At 58.9% G+C, this 12,995-nt stretch carries 12 protein-coding genes and 1 pseudogene; 7 read left to right on the forward strand and 6 right to left on the reverse strand.

Annotated features, from left to right (window positions below; translation table 11 throughout):
- Position 1 precedes the first annotated feature (1 nt).
- From RDL77_RS04415 to RDL77_RS04440, 6 genes are all read right to left on the reverse strand, one after another.
- Positions 2 to 670, reverse strand: coding sequence for a septation protein A (locus RDL77_RS04415; protein WP_223613901.1), 669 nt, complete (start codon positions 668 to 670; stop codon positions 2 to 4).
- Positions 670 to 2,184, reverse strand: coding sequence for a signal recognition particle-docking protein FtsY (gene ftsY, locus RDL77_RS04420; protein ID WP_288191933.1), 1,515 nt, complete (start codon positions 2,182 to 2,184; stop codon positions 670 to 672). Before ftsY ends, RDL77_RS04415 begins: the two co-directional genes overlap by 1 nt.
- Positions 2,185 to 2,207: 23 nt before the next feature.
- Positions 2,208 to 3,491 carry a tRNA (N(6)-L-threonylcarbamoyladenosine(37)-C(2))-methylthiotransferase MtaB gene (gene mtaB / locus RDL77_RS04425; protein ID WP_288191934.1) on the reverse strand — a complete coding sequence of 428 codons (1,284 nt, stop codon included), beginning with the start codon at positions 3,489 to 3,491 and terminating at the stop codon, positions 2,208 to 2,210.
- The gene (gene dapF, locus RDL77_RS04430; protein WP_288191954.1) at positions 3,491 to 4,384 is read right to left on the reverse strand and encodes a diaminopimelate epimerase; all 894 of its coding nucleotides are present in this window, start codon (positions 4,382 to 4,384) and stop codon (positions 3,491 to 3,493) included. Before dapF ends, mtaB begins: the two co-directional genes overlap by 1 nt.
- Positions 4,385 to 4,506: 122 nt before the next feature.
- Positions 4,507 to 5,523 (reverse strand): NADP-dependent oxidoreductase, encoded by a 1,017-nt coding sequence (locus tag RDL77_RS04435; RefSeq protein ID WP_288191935.1) that lies wholly within the window; start codon positions 5,521 to 5,523, stop codon positions 4,507 to 4,509.
- A 70-nt stretch (positions 5,524 to 5,593) separates the two neighbouring features.
- The gene (locus tag RDL77_RS04440) at positions 5,594 to 6,400 is read right to left on the reverse strand and encodes a siderophore-interacting protein (protein WP_288191936.1); all 807 of its coding nucleotides are present in this window, start codon (positions 6,398 to 6,400) and stop codon (positions 5,594 to 5,596) included.
- A 336-nt stretch (positions 6,401 to 6,736) separates the two neighbouring features.
- Here RDL77_RS04440 and RDL77_RS04445 point away from each other — a divergent pair, with 336 nt between their 5' ends.
- The 7 genes and pseudogenes from RDL77_RS04445 to sucA form a co-directional block, all read left to right on the forward strand.
- Positions 6,737 to 7,288 carry a protease inhibitor Inh/omp19 family protein gene (locus RDL77_RS04445; RefSeq protein ID WP_223614133.1) on the forward strand — a complete coding sequence of 184 codons (552 nt, stop codon included), beginning with the start codon at positions 6,737 to 6,739 and terminating at the stop codon, positions 7,286 to 7,288.
- A gap of 63 nt (positions 7,289 to 7,351) precedes the next feature.
- Positions 7,352 to 8,533, forward strand: coding sequence for a cell division protein ZapE (gene zapE, locus RDL77_RS04450; RefSeq protein WP_288191937.1), 1,182 nt, complete (start codon positions 7,352 to 7,354; stop codon positions 8,531 to 8,533).
- A 292-nt stretch (positions 8,534 to 8,825) separates the two neighbouring features.
- Positions 8,826 to 9,788, forward strand: coding sequence for a malate dehydrogenase (gene mdh, locus RDL77_RS04455; RefSeq protein WP_130271272.1), 963 nt, complete (start codon positions 8,826 to 8,828; stop codon positions 9,786 to 9,788).
- 65 nt (positions 9,789 to 9,853) lie between these two features.
- The gene (sucC, locus tag RDL77_RS04460; protein ID WP_288191938.1) at positions 9,854 to 11,047 is read left to right on the forward strand and encodes an ADP-forming succinate--CoA ligase subunit beta; all 1,194 of its coding nucleotides are present in this window, start codon (positions 9,854 to 9,856) and stop codon (positions 11,045 to 11,047) included.
- 11 nt (positions 11,048 to 11,058) lie between these two features.
- Positions 11,059 to 11,544 carry a DUF1579 family protein gene (locus RDL77_RS04465; RefSeq protein ID WP_288191939.1) on the forward strand — a complete coding sequence of 162 codons (486 nt, stop codon included), beginning with the start codon at positions 11,059 to 11,061 and terminating at the stop codon, positions 11,542 to 11,544.
- A 12-nt stretch (positions 11,545 to 11,556) separates the two neighbouring features.
- The gene (gene sucD / locus RDL77_RS04470) at positions 11,557 to 12,471 is read left to right on the forward strand and encodes a succinate--CoA ligase subunit alpha (protein WP_105734202.1); all 915 of its coding nucleotides are present in this window, start codon (positions 11,557 to 11,559) and stop codon (positions 12,469 to 12,471) included.
- 182 nt (positions 12,472 to 12,653) lie between these two features.
- Positions 12,654 to 12,995: pseudogene (sucA, locus tag RDL77_RS04475) on the forward strand (2-oxoglutarate dehydrogenase E1 component); the annotation flags it as partial.

Here is a 12,995-nt window from a genome sequence, read left to right on the forward strand (position 1 = left end):
GCTATTTTTCCTTGCCTTGCGTACCTTTGCCGGCCAAGGGTTCAAGCGAATGTTTCATCACCAGCGGCATTTGCGCGAAGGTGAAAAGCAAGGTGATGGGCATGGTGCCCCAGACCTTGAAAGCAACCCAGAAATCCGTCGAGAAGCTGCGCCAGACTACCTCGTTCAACACGGCCAGGAACAGGAAGAATATGCCCCAGCGCAGCGTGAGCTTGCGCCAGCCCTCGGCATTGAGCTTAAAGGCGCTGTCGAAAACATAGCCTAGAAGCGATTTGCCGAAGTAGAGGCCGCCCAGCAGGATCACCCCGAACAGGGCATTGATGATGGTCGGCTTTATCTTGATGAAATTTTCGTCGTGCAGCCAAAGTGTCAGCGAACCAAACACCAGAACCACGATGCCTGAAACCAGCGGCATGATCGGCAGGCTGCGGATCAATATCCACGACACGGCCAGCGCCAGTACGGTTGCGACCATGAACAGCGCGGTGGCGATGAAAATCGGCCCGCCAATGTTCGCCAGCACGGGAAAGCGCTCGATCAGCCATTCGCCGCGGGAATTGGCGAAGAAGAAGACCATCAACGGTCCAAGTTCCAGCACCAGCTTCAGAAGCGGTGTAACTTCCTTGCGCTTGGGATCGGATGGATCCCGTTCAAATACGGATTGGTCCATCATGCAACTCCCGCGATGGCTTTGGCAAAATCTTTGGCGGCAAAGGGCTCGAGATCATCGATCTGCTCGCCCACGCCGATGAAATAGACCGGCAATTTGTGCCTGGCTGAAATGGCAACGAGGATGCCGCCGCGTGCCGTGCCGTCGAGCTTGGTCATGACGAGACCGTTGACGCCGGCGACATTCTTGAAAATCTCGACCTGATTGAGGGCATTCTGGCCGGTGGTGGCATCCAGTGTCTGCAGCACGGTATGCGGAGCATCGGGATCGTTCTTGCCGAGGACGCGGACAATCTTGGCAAGCTCGTCCATCAGCTCGGTCCGGTTCTGCAGGCGTCCGGCTGTATCGATGATCAGGACGTCGCTTCCGGCCTCCTTTGCCTGTTTCCAGGCATCATAGGCAAGCCCGGCCGCATCGGCACCGAGCTTCGACGAAACCACCGGTGCGCCGGTGCGCTTGCCCCAGATATGCAATTGCTCGATCGCCGCAGCGCGGAATGTATCGCCGGCCGCCAGCATGACGCTGAGACCGCCGGCAGTGAGTTTGGCTGCGAGCTTGCCGATGGTCGTGGTCTTGCCGGTGCCATTGACGCCGACAACCAGAATGACATGCGGTTTGTGCGAAAGGTCGAGTTCCAGCGGCTTGGCAACCGGCCCGAGCACCTTTTCGATCTCAGTCGCCATAATGGTGCGGACTTCCTCCGAACTGATATCCTTGCCGTAACGCGTGGCGCTCAGGGAACCGGTAATGCGGATGGCGGTTTCCATGCCGAGATCGGCCTGAATCAGCACATCTTCGAGATCCTGCAGCGTGTCTTCGTCGAGCTTGCGACGGGTAAAGATGCCGCCGATGGAATCACCCAGCTGCTGGGATGAGCGGGCCAGGCCCTTGCGCAGCCGTTCGAACCAGGTAAGGCGTTTCTCTGGCTCGGCGATAACCTGCTCTTCGGCCTTCTTTTCCTCTACGGTCTTGGTAACCGTTACCTTTGACGAGGCCGGCTTGGGCGCCACAACCGGCTCCACCGGTGCAGGCATGTCGATAATGGGTTCCGGCACATGCACGGGCGGTGTCAGCGCTTCTGCCAGCGTCTGTTCAAACGGTTCTTCCGAGGCATTGAATGGAATGGGCAGCTCTTCCTCGACCGGTAAGATAACTGGTTCGGGCTTGGCCAATGCCGTTTCCCGGATAACTGGGGTTATGACTGGTTCTGGTTCGGGCGCGACCGGTTGCGGCAGCTCTGCAACGGGCGCTGGTTCCGACTCGGTCGCAACAGGCGCGGGTTCTTCGGCGGCGACTGCCTTGGCCTCAGCGGGCACCGGCTCAACCAGCTCGGCCTCGACAGGTTCCGCCTCGGCGGGAACGGGTAGGGCTTCCTGTGCCGTCGTGTCCTCATAAACCTGTTCGGTGGTCGGTTGAACGGGCGCCTCGAGCGCGGGGACAGGTACCTCGGCCGGAACCTCGTCGATTTCCTTCTTGCCGAATGAAAATATCTTTTTGATAAAACCCAGAGCCATGAATGCTGCTTTGCTCGTTGTGATTACGCTGCGTGCCGGTCGCTGTCTGCGGCCAGCAGCCTGTCGCCGTCATGCCCGCTGATCGGCCGTTCAATGATTTCGCCGGGTGCCCCGCCGTTCAGCCCGACGAGGGTAAACCCTTCGGTGCGGCCAAGGCCCTCGCGTTCGACGAGTATGCGCTGGTTCGTGCCGACAAGACGGTCGAGATGGGAGCGGTAAGCCGCGTTACCCGCCGCCCGCAGCCGGGCAGCGCGGGTTTTGACGATCTGCCGGTTCACCTGCGGCATGCGCGCTGCCGGCGTGCCTTCGCGCGGGCTGAACGGGAAGACATGCAGATGGGTCAGCCCGCATTCCTCGACAATCCCGATGGAGTTTTCAAACATCTCATCGGTCTCGGTGGGGAAGCCGGCAATGATATCGGCACCGAACACAATATCGGGGCGGATCTTACGGACGTTTTCGCAGAACTCGATGGAGTTCTCGCGCAGATGGCGGCGTTTCATCCGCTTCAGGATCATGTTGTCGCCCGACTGCAGCGACAGATGCAGGTGCGGCATCAGCCGGCTTTCCGTCGCCAGTGCCTCCATCAGATCATCATCCGCTTCGATGGAATCAATAGAGGAGAGGCGCAGACGCTTCAGATCGGGCACTTGGCCGAGAACGGTCTTGACGAGCTTGCCGAGGCGCAAGGAGCCCGGCAGATCGGGTCCATAGCTGGTCATGTCGACGCCGGTGAGGACCACTTCGTTATAGCCGTTGCCAACGAGCCGTTTGACCTGTTCGATCACGCCGCCCATTGGTACGGAGCGGGAATTGCCGCGGCCATAGGGGATGATGCAGAACGTGCAGCGATGATCGCAGCCGTTCTGCACCTGTACAAAGGCCCGTGCCCGACCCTCGATGGCATCGACCATGTGGGATGCGGTTTCACGCACCTCCATGATGTCGTTGACGCGCACCTTCTCGAACTGGTTGACACCGAAATCGGGCAGCATGCGGTACGAATTGGATTTCAGTTTTTCCTCGTTGCCGAGAACGAGATCAACCTCATCCATGGCGGCAAATTCGTCAGCCCCGGTCTGGGCGGCGCAGCCGGTGACAATGATGCGGGCCTGCGGATTGTCGCGGCGTGCCTTGCGGATTGCCTGCCGCGCCTGCCGCACGGCCTCGCTGGTCACGGCACAGGTATTGAAGATAATCGCACCGTTTTCCAGTGTGCCGAGCCCGGCAGCGTCGGCCTCGCGCTTCATCACCTCCGATTCGTAGGTGTTGAGGCGGCAACCAAACGTGACGACATCCACAGCCATCAGGCGGCTCCCTGCGATGGCGTTGTCTCATCCCGCTGCCATTGACCGGTCTGCGGATCAAACGAGCCGGAAAATTCCCATTCGGCGGGTCCGGTCATCATGACATGATCATTGTCCAGCCATTCAATCACCAGCGGACCACCGGGAACGGTCACCGTCACGGTTCGTTCGGTGCGGCCCGTGCGGGCACCGGACACGGCCGCTGCGCAGGCGGCCGAACCGCAGGCCCGGGTCAGCCCGGCGCCGCGCTCCCAGGTGCGCAGGGTCATGGCATTGCGGCTGGTCACGTGGGCAATCGAAATGTTGGCGCGTTCGGGGAAAATCGGGTGATTTTCAAGCAGCGGGCCAAAGCGCTCGAGATCGTAGGTCCAGACATCCTGCTCGACCCAGAAGATCGCGTGTGGGTTGCCCATGCTCGCGACGGAGGGGGAGTGCAGGACAGGCGCATCAATCGGTCCGATCTGCAACTCGATCTGGCGTGTGTCGTGGAAGGCTTCAGCCAGTGGGATTTCCTGCCAGCCGAAACGCGGCTTGCCCATATCGACGGAAATCATGCCGTTGGCATGTTCATGGGCGGTCAATATTCCGGCGATGGTTTCGAAGGTGAATTCCCGTTTGCCGGTTTCGGCAGCAAGAGCCTGCACGACACAGCGCATGCCGTTGCCGCAGGCCTGTGCCTGAGTGCCGTCGGAGTTGATGATCTCGATATAGGCTTCCGTACCCTGGGTGCGCGGCGTATGGATTGCCATGATCTGATCGAACTTGGTGGCTGGATCGCCATTGAGCGCAACGGCCGCCCCCGGCGCAACATGATCCGCACGGCCGCGCATGTCGGCAACGATTATCTCGTTGCCAAGCCCGTTCATCTTTGCAAATTGCGCGCGCACTGCCATGCTTCTGTCAGCCTGTATAGTCATTCCGATGTCGATAGAGGGCTTATATGGCGGAAAAGGTGAAGAATTGCCAGTGCCAGCCGTATCAAAGCTGTGTCACCGGCATTCAATCCTATCCGGCGTCAGGCGACCCGGATCACCAGCTTGCCGAAATTATGCCCTTTCAGCAGCCCCATGAAAGCTTCCGGAGCGTTGGCGAGCCCATCGACAATATCCTCGCGGTACTTGACTTCGCCGGTACGCAACCAGCCGCTCATGGTTTCAAGGAAGACCGGACGCTGATCGATGAATTCACGCTGGATGAAGCCGCGCACGCTCAGGCTCTTCTTCAGGATGTCGCGCATGAGCGCCGGCAGGCGATCCTTGCCGGAAAGATCGAGACCGTCATATTGTGCGATCAGGCCGCAGACCGGCACACGCGCGAAGGTGTTGAGCAGCGGGAAAACTGCGTCCCAGACCGCGCCGCCGACATTTTCAAAGTAAACATCGATACCGGACGGACAGGCCTGTTGCAGCTGTTCGGCAAAATCGGGTGCGCGGTGGTCAATCGCAACATCGAACCCCAGTTCGTCGCGGACGAATGCACATTTGTCTGCGCCGCCGGCAATGCCGACAGCCCGTGCGCCCTTGATTCGGGCGATTTGGCCGACCGTCGATCCCACCGGCCCGCTGGCGGCGGCAACGACGACGGTTTCGCCCGGCTTGGGCTGGCCGATGGTCAGGAGTCCCGCATAGGCGGTAAAACCCGGCATGCCGAGAATGCCGACAGCCGTTGACAGCGGCGCGGCATTCGGATCGAGCTTGCGCAGACCGGCGCCATCGGAGAGGGCATAGCTCTGCCAGCCAGAATGGGAGAGAACGATATCACCGGGCTTGTAGCCGGGATGTTTGCTCTCGATTACCTCCGCAACGGTTCCGCCTTCCATGACCGCGTCAACGGCAACCGGGGTAGCATAGGACTCAGCATCGTCCATGCGGCCGCGCATATAGGGATCGAGCGACAGAAACAGAATTTTGAGCAGAATCTCACCGTCGCCAGGTACGGAAACCGGTACGGTTTCGACCCGGAAATTGTCTGGCTTTACCGGTCCTTGCGGTCTGGATGCGAGGACGATACGCGTGTTTTGCGGCTGAGACATGTTCTTGATCCTTATGGGGAGGGCGTAAACCCTACCCCAGCGCCGTCAGCCCGGCAACGCAAAGATGATGTCAATGGGGCTCGTGCGCGTCCGCCACGCCGCGCAACCAGTAACCGGCCGCTTTCACCCATTCGCCATTGAAGCCGCGCTGCTCGACCAGATGGGTTCGGATGGATTTGGATATGCTACTTTCGCAAGCGATGAAAGCGTAGCAATCACCCTCTGGTAACGTCAGGCTTTCAATCGTTCGCAGCAACAGGCCATTGTTGCCGGCTTCCGCACCGTTGCGGTGAACCCAGACAATCCCGGCCTTGGCGCTGGACTTGAGCTCCTGTTCTTCGGCTTTGTCCTCAACCTCGATTACCGCGACGACGCGGGCCGTGGCCGGCAGTTCTTCGAGGCGGCGCCCGATGGCGGGGAGGGCCGTTTCATCGCCAGCCAGAAAATACCAGTCATAGGCATCGGGAATGATCATCGAGCCGCGTGGTCCGCCAATGACAATCTGCTGACCGGGCTTAGCCTGTGCTGCCCATGTGGATGCGGGGCCATCGCCATGCAGCACGAAATCGACATCAAGGGTGTTGGACGCTGCATGATAGTTGCGCGGTGTGTAGTCCCGCATTTCCGGACGCGGCGTGTCTTCCGGAAAACTGATGCCATCGGGGCCGAGAACGGGAACAATCGGCCCGCTTCCGGCAGGCGGAAAGAAAATCTTGATGTGATCGCCATAACCGGCGCTGACAAAACCTTCCAGCTGGTCGCCGGCAAGGGTGACGCGCACCATGCGTGGTGTCAGATGTTTGACGTCCTGCACATCGAGGAGGCGCAGGCGGGTTTCGTGGCGAATTCGTTGAGGTGTTTTATTTATGAGTGTCATGCTCAAGAAATATCCTTGCCGTTGACGGACTTCAATGGGGCGCCTCACACATTTCCGTCATTACCGCGTATCGCCATCATAAGACTTTATTCACCTTAAAATGGTTGACTTGCGCAAGGTTATGGCTTCCAGCCAAACGGGAACAGCTCTGGATAGTGTGGCGATATTGCCAGTTCAGGGAGTTTTCGATGCTTCTGCCGCGGCGGCAGGCCGGAAACAGGCTTGTTTTGCCGCCTTGCGGGTTGAAATTTCGCCGCGATATCCTTTGTATCGTGGGTAACAATGCCAAGTCGAATCGCATTTTTTCTGTTGAATGCGTAGATGGAGAGTAAGACTATGGGGACTTTGAACGTCAATTTGCTGGCCGTTGCCGCTGTCGGCATGGTTCTGGCAGGCTGCCAGAGTACGCGCTTTGACAATGATGGTATGGACCGCGTTACGCCCCGGCCTGCGCCCTTGCAGTCTGCGCCGTCCGGATCCGTGACCCAGAGCCAATTGCCGCCACCCGGCGGAGCCAATCAGTTTCCGACCGCACCAACCACCGGTAGCGGTGCTGCGCCTGCTTCCCAGGGCACGCAAGTCGCGTCGCTTCCGCCGGCAAACGCTCCTGACGTCACCGCCGGCAGTGTTGCCGGTGTCTGGAACGCCTCACTGGCCGGTCAGTCCTGCAAGATCGCTACGCCGCAGACCAAGTTCGGTCAAGGTTATCGCGCCGGTCCATTGCGTTGCCCGGGTGAACTGGCAAATCTTTCGTCCTGGGCCGTGAGCGGCAAGCAGCTCACTCTTTACGATGCAGCAGGCGGCACGGTTGCCCGGCTTTACTCTTCAGGGTCTTCGCGCTTTGATGGCCAGACCTCCGGCGGGCAGAATCTGAGCCTGTCACGTTAAGCCTGAAAGGGGAGTGTGCAGCGCGAATTCAGCTGCTGCACACATCCGGAGACTGCAGCCCGCATGTCGCACGATAATCTGAAAGTCTTTCCCTCCGTGCGCGAGCGCTACGATTCGCTGGTGCAGGCGGGGGATATTGCTGCCGATCCGGCACAGGAGCAGCTGGCGGATCGTTTCGACCGGCTGATACGCGAGCTTGCGACAAAGCGGCTTGCCACCAAGTCCAGTGCGCTGGGCTGGCTGTTCAGCCGCCGCTCGCCGCGGCATGAAGTGATCAAAGGTCTCTATATCTTTGGCGAGGTCGGGCGCGGCAAGACCATGTTGATGGACATGTTTCATCAGCTTGTCCCGGCCAAGCGCAAGCGCCGGGCACATTTTCTCGATTTCATGGCCGATGTGCACGAGCGCATCAATGCGCATCGCAAAGCGCACAAGAACGGTGAGACGAAGCAGGACGATCCGATCCCGCCCGTTGCCGATGCCCTGGCGGAGCAGGCTTGGGTTCTGTGTTTCGATGAGTTCACCGTCACAGATATCGCCGATGCGATGATCCTGTCGCGCTTGTTCAGGGCATTGTTCGAGCGCGGTGTCGTTCTCATTGCCACATCCAACGTGGAACCGGACAATCTCTATCGGGATGGTCTCAACCGCCAGCTGTTCCTGCCGTTCATCGACCTGCTCAAGACCCATGTCGATGTGGTCAATCTGGATGCCCGCACGGATTACCGGCTGGAGAAGCTCAACCGCATGCCGGTTTACCTCGCGCCTTTGTCCGACTGTACAAAGCAGAAAATGGATGAAGCCTGGCATACGGCAACCGAAGGTGCGGCCGTTTCAGAAGACCATTTCAAAGTCAAAGGCCACAATGTGGTGGTGCCGCGGGCAGCACGGCATGCCGCGCGTTTCGGCTTTGCCGATCTCTGCTCGAAGCCTTTGGGCGCATTGGACTATGCGGCCATCATTTCGCGCTACAAGACTATCTTCATCGATGATGTGCCGATTCTCGATTATGCCAGACGCAACGAGGCCAAGCGTTTCATTATCCTGATCGATATTTTGTACGATCACCATGTGCATGTGGTGATTTCCGCGGCGGCTTCACCGGACAAGCTTTATGAAGCCAAGCGGGGTACCGAAGCTTTCGAATTTGACCGCACCGCATCCCGGCTTTTTGAAATGCAGAGCGAGGAGTACCTGGCTGGAGCAGCGCAGGCGCAGGAAATGCCGATATCTTCGGAAGCCTGAATGGCTATCAAATGACTGTGATACGGGTCGCCCTTATTTCATCATTTTGATATGTTGCCTATGTTAGATAATGCCAGAAAAACCTTCCCCAAGCTAAATTCAATTGACGTTTACGTAAATCCCATCAAATCTAAACGATTGAATTTATTGAGGGGAAAATTTTTGGTTGAGTTATTTTTGAAAGAGGAATATTCGAACGTCCCAACGCAAAGGCGCATGATCGCGGGCTCTGCCCGACGTCGTCGATGTCCTTTGGCGTCCGTCCAGACTTCAGATCAGGGAAGTAACCAGCATGGCACGTAACAAAATCGCCCTCATCGGTTCAGGCATGATCGGTGGCACATTGGCACATTTGATCGGGCTCAAGGAGCTCGGTGACATCGTGCTCTTCGACATCGCAGAAGGCATTCCTCAGGGCAAAGGGCTCGATATTGCCCAATCGTCACCGGTTGACGATTTTGACGCCAAGCTCGTCGGTGCCAATGATTATTCGGCGATCGAGGGTTCGGATGTGGTCATCGTGACCGCCGGCGTACCGCGCAAGCCCGGCATGAGCCGTGACGATCTGCTCGGCATCAACCTCAAGGTCATGGAACAGGTTGGCGCGGGCATCAAGAAGTATGCGCCTAACGCCTTCGTAATCTGCATCACCAACCCGCTCGACGCGATGGTCTGGGCATTGCAGAAATTCTCCGGCCTGCCGAAGAACATGGTCGTCGGCATGGCCGGCGTTCTCGACAGCGCCCGCTTCCGCTATTTCCTCGCTGATGAATTCAAGGTTTCGGTGGAAGATGTCACCGCCTTCGTTCTCGGCGGCCATGGCGATTCGATGGTGCCGCTTGCCCGCTACTCGACCGTTGCCGGCATTCCGCTGCCGGACCTCGTCAAGATGGGCTGGACCAGCCAGGAAAAGCTCGACCAGATCATTCAGCGCACCCGTGACGGCGGTGCTGAGATCGTTGGCCTGCTGAAGACCGGTTCGGCCTTCTATGCCCCGGCGTCTTCGGCGATCCAGATGGCTGAAGCCTTCCTCAAGGACAAGAAGCGCGTCCTGCCTGTCGCAGCGCACCTCTCCGGCCAGTACGGCGTCAAGGACATGTATGTCGGCGTGCCTGTCATCATCGGTGCCGGCGGCGTCGAACGCATCATCGAAATCGATCTCAACAAGACCGAAGAAAAGGCGTTCGAAAACTCGGTGGCCTCTGTCGCCGGTCTTTGCGAAGCCTGCATCGCCATCGCGCCGAACCTCAAGTAATTCGGCCTGAACGTTCTGAAACGATCCCGTGCAAGCACCGGATTTTTCGTAGAGGAAGTTAACTGATGAATATTCACGAATATCAGGCCAAGCGCCTGCTCCACTCCTTCGGTGCGCCGATTGCCAATGGCGTTGCCGTCTATTCCGTCGAGCAGGCGCAAGAGTGGGCGAAGACGCTGCCCGGTCCGCTTTATGTGGTGAAAAGCCAGATTCATGCGGGCGGCCGCGGCAAGGGCAAGTTCAAGGAACTCGGCCCCGATGCGAAGGGCGGCGTCCGCCTTTCCAGGTCGGTCGAAGAAGTTGTTGCCAATGCCAAGGAAATGCTCGGCAACACGCTCGTGACCAAGCAGACCGGCCCGGCCGGCAAGCAGGTCAACCGCCTCTACATCGAAGACGGTGCGGACATTGATCGCGAGCTCTATCTGTCGATCCTCATCGACCGCACCGTCGGCCGTCCGGCTTTCGTGGTATCCACGGAAGGCGGCATGGACATCGAAGCTGTCGCGCACGACACACCGGAAAAGATCATCACCGTGGCGATCGATCCCGAAAAGGGCGTGACCGCAGATGATGTAAAGAAGATCAACGATGCTTACGGCCTGACCGGCGAAGCCAGGACCGACGGTGAATCGCTGTTCCCGATCCTGTACAAGGCTTTCACCGAGAAGGACATGAGCCTGCTCGAGGTCAACCCGCTGATCGTCATGACCAATGGTCGTCTGCGCGTCCTCGACGCCAAGGTTTCCTTCGACGGCAATGCGCTGTTCCGTCATCCTGACGTGGTCGAGCTGCGTGACACCACGGAAGAAGACGCCAAGGAAATCGAGGCTTCCAAGTATGACCTTGCTTATGTTGCTCTCGACGGCAACATCGGCTGCATGGTCAATGGTGCCGGTCTTGCCATGGCAACGATGGACATCATCAAGCTCTATGGTGCAGAGCCTGCGAACTTCCTCGACGTTGGCGGCGGCGCCAGCAAGGAGAAGGTGACGGCCGCATTCAAGATCATCACGGCCGATCCTGCGGTTGAAGGCATCCTGATCAACATTTTCGGCGGCATCATGAAATGCGATGTGATTGCCGAGGGTGTGATTGCCGCGGTCAAGGAAGTGGGCCTGAAGGTTCCGCTGGTTGTCCGTCTTGAAGGCACCAATGCCGAGCTCGGCAAGAAGATCATCAATGAAAGCGGCCTCAATGTCGTTTCCGCCGATGATCTCGATGACGCCGCTCAGAAGATCGTCAAGGCAGTCAAGGGCTAAAGAGCACGCCGATGACCACCCCATCGCCCCTTCGATCGGAGCATCAACGCTTTCAGGCCCTTCTGGGTTCGTTTGAAGGCGAAGAGCAGGTTTCGGCGACGCCCTGGACACGTGCCGGGGCGGCCAAGGGATATCTTTCCGCCGAGACCGATCTCGGCGGATTGTTTCTGAACCAGACCTATCGTCAGGTTCGCGATGGCCAGACGACATTCGAAGCCCGGAACATTTTCGGCTTCGATGTCAATGACGGCACCTATAAGCTGTATCAGTTCGATACCGTCGGCTTTGTCCCGCCCGCTCCGGCGACGGGGACTTGGTCCGGCGACGAACTGGTTCTGGAAAAGTCGTCACCGCGCGGCAGGGCCCGCAGCCGCTATCAATTCGAAGATCAAGACCGGTTCCGGTTGCGTGTGGAATTTGCACCGGCCGGAAGCGACATCTGGCAGGACGTTGTCAGCGGTGTTTACCGCCGCATCGTGCCTGTCGATCACCAATAGAAAAGGTCTCGTATGTCCATTCTCGTCAACAAAGACACCAAGGTTCTCGTGCAGGGCCTGACCGGCAAGACCGGAACATTCCACACCGAACAGGCTCTGGCCTACTACGGTACCCAGATGGTTGGTGGTATCCACCCGAAAAAGGGCGGCGAGACCTGGGAAGGCAAGTTGCCGACCGGTGCCGGTGCCCAGCTGCCGATCTTTGCGTCGGTTGCCGAAGGCAAGGATCGCACCGGTGCCAACGCCTCGGTCATCTATGTGCCGCCGGCAGGTGCTGCCGAAGCCATCATCGAAGCGATCGATGCGGAAATCCCGCTGATCATCTGCATCACCGAAGGCATTCCGGTCATCGACATGGTTCGCGTCAAGGCCCGCCTCGAGCGTTCCGCCTCACGCCTGATCGGCCCGAACTGCCCTGGTGTCCTTACCCCGGAAGAATGCAAGATCGGCATCATGCCGGGCAATATCTTCCAGAAGGGTTCGGTGGGTGTTGTATCGCGCTCCGGCACACTTACCTATGAGGCAGTGTTCCAGACAACGAATGAAGGCCTTGGCCAGACAACCGCAGTCGGTATCGGCGGCGATCCTGTAAAGGGCACCGAGTTCATCGACATCCTGGAAATGTTCCTGGCTGACGAAGCCACCAAGTCGATCATCATGATCGGCGAGATCGGCGGCTCGGCCGAGGAAGACGCAGCCCAGTTCATCGCGGATGAAGCCAAGCGCGGCCGCAAGAAGCCGATGGCCGGTTTCATTGCCGGGCGTACGGCTCCTCCCGGACGCACCATGGGCCATGCCGGCGCGGTTATCTCCGGCGGCAAGGGCGGTGCGGAAGACAAGATCGCAGCCATGGAAGCGGCTGGCATCCGGGTGTCGCCATCGCCGGCACAGCTCGGCAAGACATTGGTTGAAGTCCTCAAGGGCTAAAACCCAAGCGGGCGGATTTCCGCCTGCAGCAAAGACCAAGACGGATCGGGGCGGCTGTTCGCCCTGATCAATTCAGGGGGATTTCCCGGCAAGGGCCGGAAACCTCAACCCAGAGTGTTCCGGGGCACGATGTCCTGGACGCTCTCATCAAGGGAGACGGAGCGGGTGCTCCGGTCACACACATGGCACGTCAAGAACAGGCCAACGACATTTTCGCGCTCACATCATTTCTCTATGGTGGCAATGCTCACTATATCGAGGAGCTGCATGCGCAGTATGAGCAGGACCCGGGTTCGGTTGGTCCCGAGTGGCAGGAATTCTTTGCCAATCTCAATGACAGCAAGGCCGATGTCATCAAGAACGCGCAGGGCGCGTCCTGGGAGAAGCCGAACTGGCCGATTGCCGGCAACGGCGAACTGGTTTCGGCGCTTGACGGCAACTGGGGCGAAGTCGAAAAGCACATCACCGACAAGCTGGAGGCAAAGTCGGACAAAGGTGGCGCCGCACCCGTTGCCGAGGATGGT

The organism is uncultured Phyllobacterium sp. (assembly GCF_902479695.1).
Taxonomy (GTDB): domain Bacteria; phylum Pseudomonadota; class Alphaproteobacteria; order Rhizobiales; family Rhizobiaceae; genus Phyllobacterium; species Phyllobacterium calauticae.

Bases quoted from the DNA above. Each gene is read 5' to 3' on its own strand.
- RDL77_RS04415 (WP_223613901.1), bottom strand. From the start codon at position 670: ATGGACCAATCCGTATTTGAACGGGATCCATCCGATCCCAAGCGCAAG.
- ftsY (WP_288191933.1), bottom strand. From the start codon at position 2,184: ATGGCTCTGGGTTTTATCAAAAAGATATTTTCATTCGGCAAGAAGGAA.
- mtaB (WP_288191934.1), bottom strand. From the start codon at position 3,491: ATGGCTGTGGATGTCGTCACGTTTGGTTGCCGCCTCAACACCTACGAA.
- dapF (WP_288191954.1), bottom strand. From the start codon at position 4,384: ATGGCAGTGCGCGCGCAATTTGCAAAGATGAACGGGCTTGGCAACGAG.
- RDL77_RS04435 (WP_288191935.1), bottom strand. From the start codon at position 5,523: ATGTCTCAGCCGCAAAACACGCGTATCGTCCTCGCATCCAGACCGCAA.
- RDL77_RS04440 (WP_288191936.1), bottom strand. From the start codon at position 6,400: ATGACACTCATAAATAAAACACCTCAACGAATTCGCCACGAAACCCGC.
- RDL77_RS04445 (WP_223614133.1), top strand. From the start codon at position 6,737: ATGGGGACTTTGAACGTCAATTTGCTGGCCGTTGCCGCTGTCGGCATG.
- zapE (WP_288191937.1), top strand. From the start codon at position 7,352: ATGTCGCACGATAATCTGAAAGTCTTTCCCTCCGTGCGCGAGCGCTAC.
- mdh (WP_130271272.1), top strand. From the start codon at position 8,826: ATGGCACGTAACAAAATCGCCCTCATCGGTTCAGGCATGATCGGTGGC.
- sucC (WP_288191938.1), top strand. From the start codon at position 9,854: ATGAATATTCACGAATATCAGGCCAAGCGCCTGCTCCACTCCTTCGGT.
- RDL77_RS04465 (WP_288191939.1), top strand. From the start codon at position 11,059: ATGACCACCCCATCGCCCCTTCGATCGGAGCATCAACGCTTTCAGGCC.
- sucD (WP_105734202.1), top strand. From the start codon at position 11,557: ATGTCCATTCTCGTCAACAAAGACACCAAGGTTCTCGTGCAGGGCCTG.